At 60.2% G+C, this 17,998-nt stretch carries 15 protein-coding genes; 13 read left to right on the top strand and 2 right to left on the bottom strand.

Annotated features, from left to right (window positions below; genetic code table 11):
* Positions 1-50: 50 nt before the first annotated feature.
* The 4 genes from ACPYOP_RS14850 to ACPYOP_RS14835 all read left to right on the top strand — a co-directional run bounded on the left by ACPYOP_RS14850 (position 51) and on the right by ACPYOP_RS14835 (position 5,991).
* A complete protein-coding gene (locus tag ACPYOP_RS14850) occupies positions 51-2,792 on the top strand; it encodes a glycoside hydrolase family 2 protein (protein WP_481411127.1) in 2,742 nt (913 codons plus the stop codon).
* Positions 2,793-2,895: 103 nt separating this feature from the next.
* The gene (locus ACPYOP_RS14845) at positions 2,896-4,155 is read left to right on the top strand and encodes an extracellular solute-binding protein (protein ID WP_481411126.1); all 1,260 of its coding nucleotides are present in this window, start codon (positions 2,896-2,898) and stop codon (positions 4,153-4,155) included.
* A 64-nt stretch (positions 4,156-4,219) separates the two neighbouring features.
* Positions 4,220-5,113 (top strand): carbohydrate ABC transporter permease, encoded by an 894-nt coding sequence (locus ACPYOP_RS14840; protein WP_481411125.1) that lies wholly within the window; start codon positions 4,220-4,222, stop codon positions 5,111-5,113.
* Between the two features lie 140 nt (positions 5,114-5,253).
* Entirely contained in the window at positions 5,254-5,991 is a 738-nt protein-coding gene (locus ACPYOP_RS14835; RefSeq protein WP_481411150.1) for a carbohydrate ABC transporter permease, read from the top strand.
* Between the two features lie 119 nt (positions 5,992-6,110).
* Here ACPYOP_RS14835 and ACPYOP_RS14830 read toward each other — a convergent pair whose 3' ends face one another.
* Together ACPYOP_RS14830 and ACPYOP_RS14825 are read right to left on the bottom strand one after the other, a co-directional pair.
* Positions 6,111-7,205: a nucleotidyltransferase family protein gene (locus ACPYOP_RS14830; protein ID WP_481411149.1), complete on the bottom strand. Its 1,095-nt coding sequence runs from the start codon at positions 7,203-7,205 to the stop codon at positions 6,111-6,113.
* Positions 7,206-7,473: 268 nt separating this feature from the next.
* Positions 7,474-8,097 (bottom strand): GntR family transcriptional regulator, encoded by a 624-nt coding sequence (locus tag ACPYOP_RS14825; RefSeq protein WP_481411124.1) that lies wholly within the window; start codon positions 8,095-8,097, stop codon positions 7,474-7,476.
* A gap of 389 nt (positions 8,098-8,486) precedes the next feature.
* On the opposite strand from ACPYOP_RS14825, the gene ACPYOP_RS14820 reads away from it, so the two are divergent.
* From ACPYOP_RS14820 to atzF, 9 genes are read left to right on the top strand one after another with little or no spacing between them, the layout of a single operon-like run.
* The gene (locus tag ACPYOP_RS14820) at positions 8,487-9,614 is read left to right on the top strand and encodes a BMP family ABC transporter substrate-binding protein (protein ID WP_481411123.1); all 1,128 of its coding nucleotides are present in this window, start codon (positions 8,487-8,489) and stop codon (positions 9,612-9,614) included.
* Positions 9,615-9,635: 21 nt separating this feature from the next.
* Positions 9,636-10,784, top strand: coding sequence for an ABC transporter permease (locus ACPYOP_RS14815; protein WP_481411122.1), 1,149 nt, complete (start codon positions 9,636-9,638; stop codon positions 10,782-10,784).
* On the top strand, positions 10,784-11,710 hold the full coding sequence (locus ACPYOP_RS14810) for an ABC transporter permease (RefSeq protein WP_481411121.1): 927 nt from the start codon (positions 10,784-10,786) through the stop codon (positions 11,708-11,710). Before ACPYOP_RS14815 ends, ACPYOP_RS14810 begins: the two co-directional genes overlap by 1 nt.
* Before the next feature lie 10 nt (positions 11,711-11,720).
* Complete coding sequence (gene biuH, locus ACPYOP_RS14805) at positions 11,721-12,437, top strand: biuret amidohydrolase (RefSeq protein WP_481411120.1); 717 nt, start codon at positions 11,721-11,723, stop codon at positions 12,435-12,437.
* Complete coding sequence (gene atzD, locus ACPYOP_RS14800; RefSeq protein ID WP_481411119.1) at positions 12,437-13,492, top strand: cyanuric acid amidohydrolase; 1,056 nt, start codon at positions 12,437-12,439, stop codon at positions 13,490-13,492. The genes biuH and atzD overlap by 1 nt, the downstream gene beginning before the upstream one ends.
* A 1-nt stretch (position 13,493) precedes the next feature.
* Positions 13,494-15,044, top strand: coding sequence for an ABC transporter ATP-binding protein (locus ACPYOP_RS14795; protein WP_481411118.1), 1,551 nt, complete (start codon positions 13,494-13,496; stop codon positions 15,042-15,044).
* Entirely contained in the window at positions 15,044-15,709 is a 666-nt protein-coding gene (locus ACPYOP_RS14790) for a cysteine hydrolase family protein (RefSeq protein WP_481411117.1), read from the top strand. The genes ACPYOP_RS14795 and ACPYOP_RS14790 overlap by 1 nt, the downstream gene beginning before the upstream one ends.
* On the top strand, positions 15,702-16,055 hold the full coding sequence (locus tag ACPYOP_RS14785; RefSeq protein WP_481411116.1) for a cupin domain-containing protein: 354 nt from the start codon (positions 15,702-15,704) through the stop codon (positions 16,053-16,055). The genes ACPYOP_RS14790 and ACPYOP_RS14785 overlap by 8 nt, the downstream gene beginning before the upstream one ends.
* Positions 16,052-17,890, top strand: coding sequence for an allophanate hydrolase (gene atzF, locus ACPYOP_RS14780; protein ID WP_481411115.1), 1,839 nt, complete (start codon positions 16,052-16,054; stop codon positions 17,888-17,890). Before ACPYOP_RS14785 ends, atzF begins: the two co-directional genes overlap by 4 nt.
* The last annotated feature ends 108 nt before the right edge of the window (positions 17,891-17,998 follow it).

Genomic DNA, 17,998 nt, shown 5'->3' with positions numbered 1-17,998 from the left:
CTTACTTGTAACTTATTTTGTGACTTATTCAAACCAGAAAGCTTGCGGCTATGACCATCGCTTCCCGCCGTTTCGCCGACACCCGTTCCGGGCCGCGTGCGCGCCTGTCTCTCGACGGAACCTGGGACTTTCAGCTGGAAGGAAAAGCGCCGACGACGATTGCCGTGCCCGCACCCTGGCAAGCGCATTTTCCGGATCTGCGGGCGACAGCTGGCGTGGCAACCTATTCCCGTGGCTTCAACGTGCCACAGGAGTGGCTCGGCCGTCAGGTCATCGTGCATTTCGGTGCCGTGAATTATTTTGCCGAAGTGTCAGTCAACGGCCACGCGCTCGGCTCTCATGAAGGCGGCTATCTGCCGTTTGAATTTGTCATTCCCGCCGATCTGCTTGCCGGCGAATTGCGTCTGGATGTGAAGGTTACGCTGCCGAGCGCCGATGCCCGGGCCTTCCCGGATTTTCCGTTCGACGAGATCCCGCACGGCAAGCAGAGCTGGTATGGAATGCTGGGTGGTATCTGGCAATCGGTCTGGCTCGAATGCCGCAACGAGGCCCATATCACCCACCAGACCATCGGCGCCGATCTCGCCACGGGCGACGTCGCCATCGATGTAGAGCTGGCCGCGGCCTTTGCCGGCGCCTTGAAGATCACACTTCTGGACCGCAACGGTTCAGTCGCAGCTTCGGCCGAACTTCCGCTCAACAAGGAGGCCCGCGCTTCGGTCGCGCTTAAAGTCGCCAATGTGGAGGCGTGGTCGCTCGATGATCCCGCGCTTTATCGGGCCGTTGCCGAGCTGTCCGAGGGTGACGCCGTTATCGATGCCGCCGAGCAGAATTTCGGCTTTCGCACCTTCGAGGCGAGAGATGGAAAGTTCTTCCTGAACGGGCGGCCGTTCTACATGCGCGGCGCACTCGACCAGGATTATTATCCCGAGGGCATCTACACGCCGCCGTCGCTGGAGTTCCTGGAAGATCAAGCGCGCAAGGCGAAGGAGCTCGGCCTCAACCTCCTGCGCTGCCACATCAAGGTTCCCGATCCGCGCTACTATGATGTCGCCGATCGGTTTGGCCTGCTGGTCTGGTCGGAAATCCCCAACATTCAGACCTTCACCGAGAAGTCGGCCAAACGTCTGCTCGACACGATGGAAGGCATCCTGCGCCGCGACGGCAACCACCCCTCCATCGTGATCTGGACCATCATCAACGAGGATTGGGGGACGCGCCTTGTCGAAAGCGCGGACCAGCGAGCCTGGCTGGAAAACGCCTATCACTGGCTAAAGAAGAAGGATCCGGCGCGGCCGGTCGTCGACAACTCCGCCTGCATCCCGAATTTCCATGTCGTCTCTGATATCGACGACTACCATTATTACGCCTCGGTTCCCGAAATGGCGCGCGAATGGACTGACTGGGTATCGGCCTTCGCCAAGCGGCCCGACTGGTCCTATTCGCCGAACGGCGATGCGAAGCGGCGCGGCGACGAGCCGCTGGTCGTCTCCGAGTTCGGTGTCTGGGGTCTTCCGCATCCCGACAAGCTGAAACAGGACGGCAAGGAGCCCTTCTGGTTCATCAACGGCCTGGAGTGGGACAGCGACGGTGCGACCTATCCGCATGGTGTCGAACAGCGCTTCCGCACCTATCAGTTCGACAAGGTCTTTCCGTCCTTCGGCTCCTTCATCCAGGACACTCAATGGCATCAGTTCAATGCCCTCAAGTTCGAAATCGAGGAGATGCGCCGCCATGCCTCCATCCAGGGTTACGTCATCACCGAGCTGACCGATCTGCACTGGGAAGCCAATGGCCTGATGGACATGCAGCGCAATACGCGCGCCTATCACCACCGCTTCCACGAAATTAATACCGATGTCGTCATCATCCCGCGCATGCAGCATTATGCAGCCTGGGCAGGCGATACAGCGAGCGTGGCGCTCGAAATCTCGACCGGCGGCAAGGCGATCCCTACAGCCGAACTAAGCTGGAGCATCGATGGTGCGGCGGCCGGAAAGATGGCAATCCCAACCATAAACGCGACGTCGGTGCATCATCTGCCGGCACTTTCTCTGCCCTTTGCCGCGGCCATGGCCGGCAGGCAGGTCAGTGTCCAGTTTACGATCACCGCGGGCGGCAAGGAGATTGCGCGCAACAGCCTCGAGGTCAGCGTCTATGGCAGCCGCTCCAAGCCATCCCTTTCAGTCTTCTCGGCCGAACCCGAGATCGCGCACTATCTGACTGCGCTTGGCTATAAGGTTGTCGAGGCCGTCAAGGCGGATGTGCGGGTTGCGTCTTCCCTCAGCCAGTCCGATATCAACGCCATGGAGCACGGCGCCCATTATGTGTCGCTTGCCGATGTGGCGCCGCTGCCATTCGGCAATCTGCGCAACGATCAACCGAACTGGAACTACCCGACCGGGGGCGATCGTGGGCAATCCATGCCGCAGATGCGCGTCACCGAACGCAACGGCACCATCTGGAAAGGCAATTGGGTCACCGGCTTCAGCTGGGTGAAGCGTTCGGGAAAATTCGAGCGCATACCAGGCGGCCCGTTGACCGATCTCTCTTTCGTCGGCGTTAATCCAAACCGCGTCATCACCGGCTTCCGGCCGATCCATTTCGACGGTCTGGTCCATGCCGGCACGATGGTGGGCTGGATCCACAAGCCATGCGCAACCATTGCCGAACGGCGGGTTGGCGCCGGCCGCATCGTCGCCACGACCTTCGGCCTGATGCGCGAGGCGGCAGGCGTCGATCCGGTGGCGGCGACCTTGCTTGACTGCATCATCGAGACGGCAGCCGGATAGACCGGCACGAGATATCACGCGGCTCGTTCGCCGCGGTGCAGAGCATAAGGGCCACCCGCCAATGGGCGGCTGGGAGGAAAACAAAACAGCCTGGAGGAGAGAAATGCGTAACCTGTTGAGAACATCGATTGCGGCGTTAGCCTTGATGACTGCCTTTCCGGCATTCGCGGTCGAAAATGTCGTCTGGTGGGACTTTCTGTCCGGAGGTGACGGCGTCCGCATGAAGGCGCTGATCCAGCGTTTCAACGATGAGCACAAGGACAAGATCCAGATCACGGGCACGACGCTCGAATGGGGTATCCCCTACTACACAAAGCTGCAGACATCCGCCGCCGTCGGCCAGGGGCCTGACATTGCCACCTACCACCTGTCTCGCCTGGCAGGCGCAGTCGCGGCCAAGACCATCTCGCCGATCGATCCGAAGGAGCTCGAGGCCGTCGGCCTGAAGGATAGCGACTATCCGCCGAACGCAATCGCCGCCTCGACGGTCGATAATGTCCGCTATGCCGTCCCCTTCGACGTGCACGGAGAAGTGCTCTACTACAACAAGACTGTACTGAAAGAGCTCGGCGCATTGGGCAACGACGGTAAGCCGACCGGCATCGACACGCTCGAAGGCTGGCGCGCGGTGCTGGCCAAGGCCAAGGACGCCGGCAAGAACGGCGTCGTCATCTCCTCATCCAACGGCGATCTGCGCGATATCTACACCCTGTTTGGCCAGCAGGGCGGCCAACTGACAGCCGACGGCAAGTTCCTGCAGGGCGACAATTTCGACAAGATGGAAAAAGCCTACAATGAAGTCGCCGATTGGGTGAAGCAGGGCTGGGCGCAGCCCTATATCGACACCGAAACCATCACTCCCACTTTTCTCGCCGGACAATCCGCGTTCTTCCTGAACGGCAATTGGGAACTGCCGACCATGGAAACCGAAGTCGCCAAGGGCAACGGCTTCGATTACGGCATGGTCAACATTCCGGCCTGGATGGGCAAACCCGCCAATTGGTCGGACTCTCATTCCTTCGTGATCCCCAACAATGTCGGCAAGCCTATGACCCCGGAAAAACGCGCCGCGGTTCTCGAGGTCATCCGATGGATGAATGTCAACTCGCTGGAATGGGCCGCCGCCGGCCATATCCCGGCCTATCTGCCGGTCAGCACGTCGGCCGCCTACAAGGCACTCAAGCCACAGGCGGACTACGCCGCCATGGCGCTCAATGCCTTCTATATGCCGAAGACGCGGCTGACGGGTGCAGCATCGAAATTCGACGACGATTGGCAGAACATGGCGTCAGGGCCGCTGAACGGCGAAGGCGATGTGAAGGAAACGCTCGAGAAGTTTCGCGATCACATGAACACTCAGTGACGTTTTCTTCTACAGCTCCGGGACTCCTCCCGGTCTCGGGGCTGCACGAACGAGAGGTGATGGGATGGCCGCCGTCAGCAGCAGGAAGCAGGATAATGTGGTTGCAGCGCTGCTGGTCGCACCGGCGGTCATCGCGTTTCTGGTGATCTTCGCCTATCCAACATGGCGGATGGTGGCGATGAGCCTGACCAATGCGCCGCTGATCGGCCCCGGCGAATGGGTTGGCCTCGACAATTATGCGCGCCAGCTCTCCTCACCCCAGTTCCAGAAGGCACTTCTGAATACGCTCTATTTCATCGCCCTGACCGTTGTCCCCGGCACGTTTCTCGCGCTTTTCATCGCCATGGGGATCAACCGCTTAAGCGGACGCATGCAGATGCTGGTGCTCGCCTGCTTTTTCCTGCCCTCGATACTGCCGGTGTCGGTGGTGACGCAGATCTGGACCTGGATCGCAAACATGCAATACGGCGTAATCCAGACTGTTATCGGACTGTTTACCGGCGGGCGGCCGCTTCCGGTGCTGCGTTCGCCAACCTATTTCATGCCCTCCGTCGCGATCGTCACGATCTGGTGGACGATCGGCTTCAACATCCTTCTGTTCCTCGCGGCACTGCGCAGCATCTCGCCCGACGTCTACGAAGCGGCCGCGCTCGACAACGCCAAGCGCTGGCGGGTGTTTACGAGAATAACATGGCCGCTCATCTGGCCGGTCACAGCGCTGGTGCTGACGCTGCAGCTAATTGCGCAGTTCAAGATCTTCGCGCAGCCCTATCTGCTCGGCTATTTCGCCCATACGCCGGCGGATGCGCAGGCCGTAGTCATGACGGTCATCTACGATCTCGCCTTCAAGCAGAACAAGGGTGGCGAGGGTGCGGCTGTCGCGACCATCCTGTTCGTCATCATTCTCATCGCCTCGGTCCTCCAATATCAATTCCTGCGGGCGCGAGGTGAAAGATGAGTGTTCTCACCACAAAGGCGCAAACGGACCTGACCGCGGCAAAGAGCCATGTCGCCTCCCGAGGCTGGAGCGGGCACGCACTGACCGCCCTGACGGCGTTCGGCGCTCTCATCTGGTTCTTTCCGCTCTACTGGGCGGTCATGACGTCGATCAAATCGGACACCGAAGTGGTCAGCCGCACGCCCGGGCTCTTCCCGAAGGCACCGACGCTCGAGCCCTATCGCTACGTGATCGAGCGATCGAGCATCGTCCAATGGTATATAAACTCGGTCGGTACCTCGGCGATTGTCGCGGTTCTGGTGCTTGCGATGAGCCTCTGCTGCGCCTATGCGCTCAGCCAAATCCAGTTTCCTGGACGCCGCGTGATCTATGGGGCGCTGATCGCCTCGGTGATGGTGCCGGCCGAGGCGCTCATCATCAACCATTTCGTGCTGATGAACACGTTCGGGCTCATCAACAGCTGGGGCGGCATCGTACTGCCGCAGCTGGTGGTGCCATCGGTCATCATTATCCTCAAGCAATTCTTCGACCAGATCCCAAAGGAATTCCGCGAGGCGGCAATGCTCGATAATGCCGGGCACTTGAGAACGCTCTGGAAGATCTATGTGCCGATGAACTGGGGTGTTATCACTGCGCTCGGCATCACCACATTTATCGCGGCATGGAACAATTTCCTATGGCCTTTCCTAGTGGCGACGTCGGATGCGACAATCACCATTCCCGTTGGTATCACTCAGGTTAAGGACGTCTTCGGTGTACGTTTCGCCAAAGACATGGCTGCAGCGGTATTGGCAGGTTTGCCGGTCGCTATTCTCTACCTTCTCTTCCAAAGGCAAATCACCGGCGCCATCATGCTTTCGGCGGGAATAAAGGGATAGCTGTCCACTGCCGTTCGCCGTTTTACACTCTTGAGCGGATTCGAACTCTCGGCACCATATTTGGGTCTTTGCGACTTCAAAGCATAATCAACTGCTTGGCTTTCGAAGCGGAAGACGGTCTATCCTCCAAACGGAAGTTCAATTTCTTCGCGGTTTCTTTTTGCGCCTTCGATCAGGACCATGTTGAGCCGCTCGGCATCCTGTGCCGGCAGCATTCCCGCCCCGGTTCGAATACCTTCTTGCCATGCGGGCCCGCGCTCCCATGCTTCGTTGTAGACGAGCGCCAAATCGGCAGATCGCCTTGTCTGCTCCAGGGCTTCAAAGAGCAGCGCAGCTTGACGAAGGTCCTTCTCTCGCTTCGCCGGCCCTTGCCCGTCAGTGTTTCGGCGGCTGGCGACGATGAGCTTGTGGACCGCATACCGGGAGGGATCAGGGACGACGACTGGGACACCGCTTCGGTGGAGCATCATGGTCCTTACGGGTTCCCTTATGAGGAAGTCGAGAAAGCGCAGTGGATCCGCGCTGGCGCCGCCAAGGGTGGGCATTTTCGCCGGCTGGTCGATATAATCATCCGAACCACGGTTCGACGTCAGGAACTCAACCTTGTAGCCGTCGGCATTCTGAAACGCCGACGAGGCCGCGGATCCCGATCGATGTGGAACTGGCCGGAAACTGGCGTCGACGCCCTGCAGCAGCTCAAGGATCGGAGGCAGACTATCTTCAACCTCCCGACTGATGGCATAGTCCTGGGCGATGTCCGCATCGCCGGTCAGGATCGCAGCCATGGGAAGGCGGACGCCCAGCAGTCCTGAATAGCACTGAAAGGCCACTGTGCCGATGAGAATACCCCGGAGCCGAAAGAGACCACCATCGGCAAGAGCCTCGACGATGTCGCCCGACATAGCGTCAGGGGCGATCATACCGCCTTCCCGGGTCAGGGTATTTGCCAAACGCCTGCGAGCACGTAGATCGTCCTTGTCCCGCTTATGATCAGCTACGCGCTGCGCGACAACCGGATCTTCAGCGGAACCGACGTAACGACGTTTTGTACCACCATGTCCATCCGGGATGTCGAAATACCAGTACTTGCGCCCCTTGATGTTCGCCGGGGTGAACCGACCCTCCGGAGGGAAATCGGCGGTCCAAGCGGCGTCAAGCGAGCGTTGACCTAGCTCGGCGAGCATCGTCTGATACATGAGGTCGATGGGCTTCATAAGCTCGACTCCGGCGTTATACTGTTTTTCAAAAACAGTATAACGGTCGAGAGGATAGCTCGCAAGATAGGATGCTACCTCTGTCGCCTTGATGAGATTTGGATCGCCAACCTTCGCATCCAATTGTTCCGAAGCACGGTAACGCATTGATCTATTGACGAAAGTCTTTCCACTGACGACGAAGAACCGTATCCCGGATCCGTCAGACATTCTCGCTCTTGAATTCAAAAAAGAATTTGGCCAATCCACCGTAAGGCCGCAGGCAGTGTTATTTGTCATCTGCGCTAGCAAAGATGGCGCTGACGCCGCTCACAATTTCGACATGCGCATAGGCTGCCTGCGCCGCGGCCATCCCGTCGGCCCGCATGATGGCCGTCACGATCTCTTCATGCTCGGCATAAGATCTCGTCAACCGGCCCGGCAGCCGGAACTGCGCTCGACGAAAAGGCGCAAGCCGCGCGCGGCTCTGCGTCACGAGTTCACAAATATGCTCATTGTGCGCACCTCGATAAAGCCGAGTGTGGAATTCGACGTTGTAGGCGGCATAATCCTCGTCCGCTCCTTTGTGAACGAGCCGGGCTGAAGCCCGATGCTCAATTTCCAGCAGACGCCGCTCATCCACAGTCATGCGCTCTGCCGAAAGCCGCGCGCATATCCCCTCGAGCTCCGCCATCGCCTCAAACATCGAGTGCAGATAGCTTCCGGTGACGTTGGTAACGACCGCGCTACGGTTCGGTTCTCGATCGACAAGACCCATTGCTCCCAGCTCGCGCAGCGCCTCGCGCACGGGTGTGCGTGATACGTCGAAACGTGTCGCAAGCGATATTTCGTCAAGCTTTTCGCCCGGCACAATTTGCCCGGTCACGATCATATCGGCAATCGCCCGTACCATCTGTTCGACGGTCTTTCCTGCCCGGACGACCTGTCTGCGCCTGACTTGTCCCAACACTGATTCTGCCTTTTCGCCTTCTGTATACAGATGCCTTTCCTGGGAACTAAAGTCAAACTTCGATTTAACATATTGATTTCAAGCACAGAAAACTCTTTGGCCTCAGGAATATTTTAGAAGGCCGCATGTTGTGGTCGCGCATTATGCTCTATTTATAGGCTTCGCTTATATTTTAAGCTGAATGGAAATTAAATTGTATGCACTTTCTAGAAAAATGTCAGTAGCAATATATTTAATCTAATAAAATCAATAAACTATCGTCTGGCATAGCTATTGCATACACTTTTATGCACCCACACTAACCGGCCCCCCTCGCCGCAAGGAGCATCGTGATGACCAAACTCCTTTCAATGAACCGTCGCAATTTCCTTCAGACATCCGCCGCCGGCATGTTTGTCGGCCTTGCGCCCGGGCTTTTGGCAACTCGTGCCTCCGCACAGGCGGCACTGACCGTCGGCTTCATCTATGTCGGTCCCAAGGATGATTACGGCTATAACCAGGCGCATGCGGAAGGCGCTGCCGCCATCAAGGCGCTGCCGGGCGTCACCGTTGTCGAGGAAGAAAACGTTCCAGAGACGGTCAACGTACAAAAGACCATGGAATCGATGATCAATCTCGACGGTGCCAAGCTGCTTTTCCCGACGTCCTTCGGCTATTTCGATCCGCACATGCTGGCCATGGCTGCAAAATACCCCGACATCCAGTTTCGCCACTGTGGCGGGCTCTGGCAGAAGGGCAAGCACCCGCTGAATACGGGCTCCTACTTCGGCTACATCTTCCAGGGCCAGTATCTGAACGGCATTGCGGCGGGCTACGCGACGAAAAGCAAGAAGATAGGTTTCGTCGCGGCAAAGCCTATCCCTCAGGTCCTTCAGAACATCAATGCCTTCCTGCTCGGCGCCCGCTCGGTAGATCCAACTATCACCTGCCAAGTGATCTTCACCGGCGAGTGGTCGCTTGCCGTCAAGGAGGCGGAGGCAACCAACGCGCTCGTCGACCAGGGCGCCGACGTCATCACCTGCCACGTCGACAGCCCCAAGGTCGTCGTGCAAACAGCCGCCGGCCGCGGCGCGTTTGTCTGTGGCTACCACGCCAATCAGAGCCCGCTTGCACCGGAAAAATACCTGACCGGCGCCGAATGGGCCTGGGGCAATGTCTACGGCAATTTCATCAGCCAAGCGCAGGCCGGCAAAGCCCTGCCGAACTTTGTTCGCGGCGGCCTGAAGGACGGCTTCGTCAAGATGAGCACGCTTGGTCCTGGAGTTTCCGACGAGGCCCGCAAGAAGTTCGAGGCGACGAAGGCCGAAATGATGGCCGGCGGTTTCTCCGTCTTCAAGGGTCCGCTGAAGGACAACAAGGGCAAGCAGGTCATCGATGGCGGCAAGACCTACGCCGAGGGCGCGATCGAGCTGGAAAGCATGGATTACCTGGTCGGAGGCGTGGTGGGGTCCACGGCCTGATCCCAAGGGGAGGGAAGCATCATGACGGTCAAGGTCGATGATCCGGCAATCTCTCTTTCCACCGCGAGGCGGACATCGCTGCGCCCTGTCCTGGAATGGCTGGCGCGGCGCGCCGAACCTGTCGTCATCACGTTTGGCGGCATTCTCGCCGGCCTGACGCTTTTCTCCCTCTTCCTTCTCGCGCTCGGCAAGTCGCCGGTCGTGCTCTATCAGCTGATGTATACTGGCGGCTTCGGCAGCTGGTTTTCCATCCAGAACAGCCTGAGCCGCGCCTCGCCGCTGCTTCTGACCGCACTCTGCGTCGCACTGCCGGCCCGCCTTGGGCTGGTCATCATCGGCGGCGAGGGTGCCGTCGTTCTTGGTGGCGTCGCGGCGGCTGCGATCGCCCTGCCGCTCGTCGGCACGGCGCCGGTCCTCGTCGTTTTGATCCTGATGGCCGTAGCCGGCTTTGTCGTCGGCGGTATCTGGATCAGTCTCGCGGGTCTGCTGCGTCATTATCGCGGCGTCAACGAGACCATTTCCTCGCTTTTGCTCGCCTATATCGCCATCGCCCTGATGAACCAGTTCGTCGAAGGACCGCTGCGCGATCCCGCCAGCCTGAACAAGCCTTCGACCAAGCCGCTTCCCGCGGACTATATGCTCGGCAACATTCCCGGCATGGACGTGCATTGGGGATTGGTGATCGGAATTGTCGCCTGCATCCTCTCATGGGTGCTGATCGAAATGACGAGCTTCGGCTTTGCGGCGCGCATCGCCGGCGGCAATGTGCGCGCCGCCCAGATCCAGGGTCTGCCGGTCGGCAAGCTGATCGGCGGGCTGACGGCGATCGCAGGCGGTTTCGCGGGTCTCGCCGGCATGGTCGAGGTCGCCGCCGTCCAGGGCAGTGCCAATGCCTCGCTCGCCGCTGGCTACGGCTATACCGGCATCCTCGTCGCCTTCTTGGCGCGCCACAATCCGCTGGCGATCATTCCCGTCGCCTTCTTTCTCGGCGGCGTCGATGCCGCTGGCGGACTGATCCAGCGGCGCATGGGCCTGCCCGATGCAACGGTCCTCGTTCTGCAGGGCACCCTCTTCATCGTCATCCTGTTTTGCGAGACCTTCTACGGCCGGTTCAGAATTTTCAACCCCGATCTCTGGAACACCAGGGGCCTCAAAATGGGAGAAGCATGATGGAAGACGCAACCATCGGCATCTGGGGTGTCCCGCTTGCAATCCTGGCCGGCGCGATACGGGTTTCGACGCCTTTCATTTTCGTCAGCCTCGGCGAGACCATCACCGAGCGCTCCGGCCGCATCAACCTCGGCCTCGAAGGCACGCTGGTATTCGGCGCCATGACCGCTTACGCCATCGATGTCATGACGAGTTCCCCGTGGCTCGGTGTTCTCGCCGCCATGGCAACGGGTGCCGTCTTCGGCGCCGTGCACGGCTGGATCTGCAAATGGCCGAAGGTGAATGATATCGCAATCGGCATCGCCATGATGCAATTCGGGCTCGGCCTTGCCTTCTTCCTCGGCAAGCCCTTCATTCAGCCGGCAGCACCCCACCTTCCCTCCATCCCCTTCGGCTTCTGGTCGACGCTTGCACCCGTGCGGGCCGCGCTCGATGTCAACGCTCTTTTTCTGATTGGCATCGCGCTCGCGATCCTGCTCTGGTGGGCCTTCCGGAATACCAGGATCGGCCTCATCCTCCGCGTCGTCGGCGACAGCACCGACGCGGCCCGCGCCATGGGCATTCACCCCGATCGCGTCCGCCTGATCGCAACCGCCGTCGGTGGCTCGCTTGCGGCGGTCGGCGGCGCCTATCTGTCGCTCTACTATCCCGGCTCCTGGAACGAGCGCATCTCATCCGGTCAGGGCCTGATGGCGGTTGCTCTCGTTATCTTCGCGCGCTGGAACCCGATCGGCTGCTTCCTGGCAGCTCTGCTTTTCGGTGGCGCAGGCGCCCTTGGTCCTGCTCTGCAATCGGTCGGCGTCACCGAAGGTTACTACCTCTTTTATGCCGCCCCTTACGCGCTGACACTCGTCATCCTTATCGCCACGTCATCGTCGACCCGCTCGCTTGTGGGCGCGCCCAGCGCGCTTTCGTTGACCAAATAGGAGATCCGCCATGAACAGCCTTCCCAAAGCGGAATTGGCCGGCCAGTCGCTGAGCCACATCGATGCCGATCCCTATCCCTGGCCCTATAACGGCGATCTTCGGCCGGACAACACCGCGCTCATTATCATCGACATGCAGACGGATTTCTGCGGTAAAGGCGGCTACGTGGACCACATGGGTTACGACCTGTCTCTAGTCCAGGCGCCGATCGCGCCGATCAAGTCCGTGTTATCCGCCATGCGCGCCAGGGGCTATCATATCCTCCACACGCGGGAAGGCCATCGGCCGGATCTCGCCGACCTGCCGGCCAACAAGCGATGGCGCTCGCAGCGCATCGGCGCCGGCATCGGCGACAGCGGTCCCTGCGGCCGTATTCTCGTGCGCGGAGAACCCGGTTGGGACATCATTCCCGAACTCTATCCGATCGAAGGCGAGTCGATTATCGACAAGCCGGGCAAAGGCTCTTTCTGCGCGACCGACCTTGAGCTGATCCTCAACCAGAAGCGCATCGAAAACATCATCCTGGCCGGAATTACGACCGACGTCTGCGTCTCCACCACCATGCGCGAGGCGAACGACCGCGGCTTCGAATGTCTGTTGCTCGAAGACTGTTGCGGCGCGACCGATTACGGCAACCACCTCGCCGCCATCAAGATGGTGAAAATGCAGGGCGGTGTTTTCGGCTCCGTTTCCAATTCCAAGGCGCTGATCGAGGCCCTGCCCTGATGCCCTCGCTGCGCGCGCAAATCTTTCGTGTAGCCGCCGACGGACCGGACGACATCTCCGGCGTTGAGGCGCTTTTTGCCAGCGGCCTATCGGCAAAAAATGTGGTGGCCGTGCTTGGTAAGACGGAGGGAAACGGCTGCGTCAACGATTTCTCTCGCGGCTATGCAACCCGCAGCTTCGAGACACTCTTTCAAAAGCACGGCGTCGAGGGCGTCTCGCTTGTTATGTCGGGCGGGACGGAGGGCGCGCTGTCGCCGCACTGGACGGTGTTCGCCCGGGCGGTAGTGCAAGCGCCTGCCGAGCGTGCGCTGGCGATCGGCGTTGCACGTACGCCTTCGCTGCCGCCAGAACATCTTGGGCGACGCGAACAGATGCTACTCGTCGCTGAAGGCGTCCGCGAGGCAATGCGCGACGCAGGTATTGACGACCCCGGTGACGTGCATTTCGTCCAGATCAAATGCCCACTTCTTACGCTCAATCGCATTGCCGGATTGGAAGCGGAAGGCAAGACCCTTGCTACCCGCGACACGCTAAAGTCGATGGGCCTGTCACGCGGCGCCTCGGCACTCGGTGCAGCCGTCGCGCTTGGCGAGATCAGCGCGGAAACGATAAATGACACCGATATATGCAGCCGTTATGAACTTTTCTCGCGCTGTGCTTCCACTTCTGCCGGCGTCGAACTGACCGACCATGAAATCATCGTACTGGGCATGAGCGACAAATGGTCCGGGCCGCTGGCGATCGACCACGCGGTGATGCGTGACGCTATTGATACGACCTCAATCCGCGAGGCGCGCGGGCGTCTGCCGGCAAACGGGCACCTCGCCGCTGTCCTCGCCAAAGCCGAACCTGACCCCTCCGGCAAGGTGGGTGGCAAACGCCACACCATGCTGGACGATTCCGATATTTCTGGCACGCGCCATGCCCGCGCCTTCGTCGGCGGAGTGCTTGCCGGCTTTTTCGGCATCACCGATCTCTTCGTCTCCGGCGGCGCCGAACATCAGGGACCGCCTGGCGGCGGCCCCGTCGCCATTATTGTCGAAAAGGAGCATTGAAGTGAGCATAATCCGCGACACGCCCCTTCCGCAAACTGGCAAGGCCGTCGGCATCGACACGCTCGACATGACGATGCGCTTCGGCAGCTTCACCGCGCTCGACAATGTCTCAGTCAACATTCCGGCCGGCAGTTTCCACGCCCTACTTGGCGAGAATGGCGCCGGCAAATCGACGCTTGTCAAATGCATCATGGGCTTCTACCACGCGACCTCCGGTTCGCTCTCGGTCGATGGTCGAGAGGTGACGATCGCCTCGCCGAGAGATGCTGCGACCTACGGCCTCGGCATGGTCTATCAGCATTTCACGCTGGTGCCTTCGCTGACGGGCGCCGAAAATCTCGTCATCAGCCGCACGCAAGTGCCCGCTGTGATCAACTGGGCCAAAGAGCGCCGAGACCTCGCCGCGTTCATGGAGCACATGCCATTCAAAATCCCGCTTGAACGGCCGGTCAGCGAGCTTGCCGCCGGCGAAAAGCAGAAACTCGAGATCGTCAAGCAGCTCTATCTCGGCCGCTCCTTCCTCGTGCTCGACGAGCCGACTTCCGTCCTGACGCCTGCCGAGGCCGACGAGATGCTCGGCCTGGTGCGCGGCATGACCGAGCGCGGCGAGCTGACGGTGCTGATGATCAGCCACAAGTTCCACGAGGTGACGAAATTCGCCGACGCGGTATCCATCCTCCGCCGCGGCAAGCTTGTCGGCGGCGGTAAGGTCGGCGAACTTTCGACGGCGGACATGGCGGCGATGATGATCGGCGACGTCAAGCTCGCTGAGCTCGACACGCGCGTCCCCGTCACGGATACGGTAAAAGCGGTGCTGCATGTCGAGCAGGTAAAGGCGCCGGATCGTTCCGGCCTGAAGACCATCGAGATCGATAAGCTGACGGTGCGCTCCGGCGAGATTGTCGGCATCGCCGGCATTTCCGGCAATGGCCAGAAGGAACTGACGGAAATCCTTGCCGGCCAGCGTCCGACGGATGCGGGCCGGGTCATGGTCAATGGCAAGGTCTACGGCGCGACCAGGCCGGAGACGCGCAGGAACAATGTCCGCTTCGTTCCCGAGGAGCCGCTGCAGAATGCTTGCGCGCCGAAGATGACGGTCAGCGAAAACCTCGCCTTCCGCACCTTCGATGTCAAATCAGACGGCAAGGATGCGATTTGGCTGAACTCGAGGAAGATGAAGAGGCGCGCCGCCGAATTGATCACCAATTTCAAGGTGAAGACCGTCTCATCTTCGTCACCGATAGCGGCGCTTTCGGGCGGGAATGTCCAGCGCGCGGTGCTAGCACGCGAGCTGACAGGCAAAGTCGATCTTCTGATCGTCTCAAACCCCTGCTTCGGCCTCGACTTCTCCGCCGTCGCCGAGATCCGCGCCCGTATCATGCGCGCCCGCAATGCCGGCGCCGCCGTGCTGCTGCTCTCGGAGGATCTCGACGAACTGCTCGAGATGTCCGACCGCATCATGGTCATTTCCGAGGGCAAGCTGGTCTACGAGACGCCGGCATTGTCGGCCGATATCGGCGTGATCGGCGCCCACATGGCGGGGCATCATTGATGATCGATATCAAGGCAGAACCCTTCGCCTTTACAGCGAAGACAGATCACATCGCCTTAATCGTGATCGACATGCAGCGGGACTTCGCCGAGCCTGGCGGCTTCGGCGAAAGCCTCGGCAACGATGTCAGCCGCATCACGAAAATCGTGCCCGACGTGAAACGGCTGATCGATGGCTTCCGCAAGGCGGGCCTGCCGGTCATCCACACGATGGAATGCCATAGGCCCGATCTTTCCGACCTGCCACCCGCCAAGCGGGAACGCGGCAATCCTTCGCTGCGCATCGGCGACGAAGGCCCGATGGGCCGCATCCTCATAGCAGGCGAATCCGGTACGGCGATCCTGCCCGAGCTGGCACCCATCGACGATGAAGTGGTGATCGAGAAGCCCGGCAAGGGCGCGTTCTACGCCACCGATCTCGGCGACATACTGAAACGGCGCGGCATAACCCAGCTCGTCTTCGCCGGGGTCACGACCGAAGTCTGCGTCCAAACGACCATGCGCGAGGCCAATGATCGCGGCTATGAATGCCTGCTCGCCGAGGAGGCGACCGAGAGCTATTTTCCCGAATTCAAGGCTGCCGCCATCGCCATGATCCGCGCCCAAGGCGCGATCGTCGGCTGGACGGCGCATGTGGACGACATATTGGAGGCGATTCATGCCTGAAACTACCCGCGAACTCCTGACGTCTGGCGGCTGGAAGGAACTGGAGTTCGGCCCCTTCCGACCCGACGTGACAATCCACTGGATCCGCCCTTTCGAAGGCGACCAACCGGGCGTGGCGCTGCTGAAATACGAGGCCGGAGCCTTGGTGCCTCGCCATCGCCACGAGGGGCTTGAAACCATTCTGGTGCTTGAGGGCACCCAATCGGACGAGGCCGGCGACTACGGCAAGGGCAGTTATGTGGTGAACACCGCAGGCACCGAACATTCGGTCTGGAGCGACACCGGCTGCGTCGTGCTCATCCAGTGGGACCGGCCCGTCAAAATACTCGATGAGGATACACCATGAGAGCGGAACCAGCTTTCGATATCGCCTCCCTACACGCAGCCTATCAGAACGGTCTGACGGCCACCGGCATGATCCACACAGTTTTTGCACGCATTGCTGAAGTAAACGATCCGGGCATCTTCATCCATCTTGCCGACATCCGAGATCTACTGGTTGAGACTGAAGCGCTTGGTACCTTCGACCCCGCGACAAAACCGCTTTGGGGCATTCCCTTTGCCGTGAAGGACAATATCGACGTCGCCGGCATGCCGACCACAGCCGCCTGCCCTGACTACAGCTATATGCCAAAAGCCGACGCGACCGTTGTCCGGCTGTTGAAGGAGGCCGGTGCGCTCGTCATCGGTAAGACCAATCTCGACCAGTTCGCGACCGGCCTTGTCGGCGTGCGCTCGCCCTACCCGATCCCGCGCAATGCGATCGATCCGGATCTCGTGCCTGGCGGCTCCTCCTCCGGCTCGGCGGTTGCGACCGCGCAGGGCGTCGTCAGCTTTGCGCTTGGCACCGATACGGCTGGCTCCGGGCGCATCCCGGCCGGTCTTAACAATATCGTCGGTCTGAAGCCCTCCGTCGGTGCGATTTCGACCACGGGTGTCATTCCCGCCTGCCGTACGCTCGACTGCGTGTCGATCTTCGCGCTGACGGTGGATGATGCCTGGAAAGTTTTTTCCATCTCCTCTCAGCCGGACCCGAGCGATGACTATTCGCGAACGATCCCAGCTGCCGGCTTCGGCACGACCGCGGCGATGCTGACGATCGGCGTACCCGCCAAGGGCGATCTCCGCTTCTTCGGCGACGACGCGATGCAGAGGTCTTACGAGGCCGCGCTTGCCATGCTTTCCGGCCTCGGTCACAGCCTGGTGGAAATACCCTTCGGCGACTTCTACAAGGTGGCGGATCTGCTCTACGAAGGCGCGTGGGTCGCGGAGCGCTATGCCGCCGTGAAAGAGTTTTTCGATCACAAGGAAGCCAGTTTCCATCCAGTTACGCGCGAGATCTATGGCGCCGCGAAGACGCTTTCGGCGGCCGATGCCTTCAACGGCTTCTATGCCCTGCAGGCGCTGAAGCGGAAGCTCGCGCCCATCATCGCCTCCGTCGATCTCATCTGCGTACCGACCGCCCCGCGCCACTACACACGCGCGGAGCTGGAAGCCGAGCCGATCCGCGAGAACTCGCGCCTGGGCACCTATACGAACTTCGTCAATCTGCTTGATCTCTGCGGAATTGCGGTGCCGACAGGCGAACGCGGCGATGGTCGCCCAGCCAGCGTCACCCTACTTTCGCCCCTTGGAAAAGACGGCCTTGCCGCATCACTCGCGCGCGACATTCATCGGGAATGTGTCCCGACGCTTGGTGCCACCGGTTGGCCCCAGCCCACCACGAAAATGACGGATGGAATTGCGACGAACGGCTTGATTGATGTCGTCGTCGTTGGAGCCCATCTCTCCGGCATGCCTTTGAACGGACAGCTTCTTGATCTTGGAGGCCAATTGCTGCGCAAGACGCAAACGTCGGATTGCTACCGGCTTTATGCGCTACAGGGACAGACCCCGCCAAAGCCGGGCCTCATTCGCGTTGCGGACCGATCCGGCAACTCGATCGATGTCGAAGTCTGGCAATTGACCCCGTCGGCCTTCGGCCAGTTTGTCGCGGCAATACCAACTCCGCTCGGTATCGGCACCATCATGCTGTTGGACGGTACCTCGGCCAAGGGCTTTCTCGTCGAATCCGCGGCACTCTCTAACGCGACGGAGATCACGCATTATGGTGGATGGCGCAATTACATCGCCGCAACGACGGAGCGGTATAACGAAACCGTTTCACCGACCCATCGATAGATCACCAGGGTTTGGGTCACACACCCAACAATTCCGGTCACAGCTGCATGAAGTGGATGTGACTGAGAGATCAGCTGAGCGGTACCCTTTGAAAAGGGCGATAACGCC

The sequence above is a fragment of the Rhizobium sp. KNZ2-6A genome (genome assembly GCF_056755475.1).
Note: the sequence above shows the minus strand (reverse complement) of the source record. Positions and strands in the feature narration are given on the sequence as shown.

Coding starts and splice junctions, on each gene's coding strand:
- ACPYOP_RS14830 (WP_481411149.1), bottom strand. CDS start 7,205: ATGAAGCCCATCGACCTCATGTATCAGACGATGCTCGCCGAGCTAGGT.
- biuH (WP_481411120.1), top strand. CDS start 11,721: ATGAACAGCCTTCCCAAAGCGGAATTGGCCGGCCAGTCGCTGAGCCAC.
- ACPYOP_RS14820 (WP_481411123.1), top strand. CDS start 8,487: ATGACCAAACTCCTTTCAATGAACCGTCGCAATTTCCTTCAGACATCC.
- ACPYOP_RS14815 (WP_481411122.1), top strand. CDS start 9,636: ATGACGGTCAAGGTCGATGATCCGGCAATCTCTCTTTCCACCGCGAGG.
- ACPYOP_RS14825 (WP_481411124.1), bottom strand. CDS start 8,097: ATGGTACGGGCGATTGCCGATATGATCGTGACCGGGCAAATTGTGCCG.
- ACPYOP_RS14785 (WP_481411116.1), top strand. CDS start 15,702: ATGCCTGAAACTACCCGCGAACTCCTGACGTCTGGCGGCTGGAAGGAA.
- ACPYOP_RS14790 (WP_481411117.1), top strand. CDS start 15,044: ATGATCGATATCAAGGCAGAACCCTTCGCCTTTACAGCGAAGACAGAT.
- ACPYOP_RS14810 (WP_481411121.1), top strand. CDS start 10,784: ATGGAAGACGCAACCATCGGCATCTGGGGTGTCCCGCTTGCAATCCTG.
- atzF (WP_481411115.1), top strand. CDS start 16,052: ATGAGAGCGGAACCAGCTTTCGATATCGCCTCCCTACACGCAGCCTAT.
- atzD (WP_481411119.1), top strand. CDS start 12,437: ATGCCCTCGCTGCGCGCGCAAATCTTTCGTGTAGCCGCCGACGGACCG.
- ACPYOP_RS14835 (WP_481411150.1), top strand. CDS start 5,254: ATGACGTCGATCAAATCGGACACCGAAGTGGTCAGCCGCACGCCCGGG.
- ACPYOP_RS14840 (WP_481411125.1), top strand. CDS start 4,220: ATGGCCGCCGTCAGCAGCAGGAAGCAGGATAATGTGGTTGCAGCGCTG.
- ACPYOP_RS14845 (WP_481411126.1), top strand. CDS start 2,896: ATGCGTAACCTGTTGAGAACATCGATTGCGGCGTTAGCCTTGATGACT.
- ACPYOP_RS14850 (WP_481411127.1), top strand. CDS start 51: ATGACCATCGCTTCCCGCCGTTTCGCCGACACCCGTTCCGGGCCGCGT.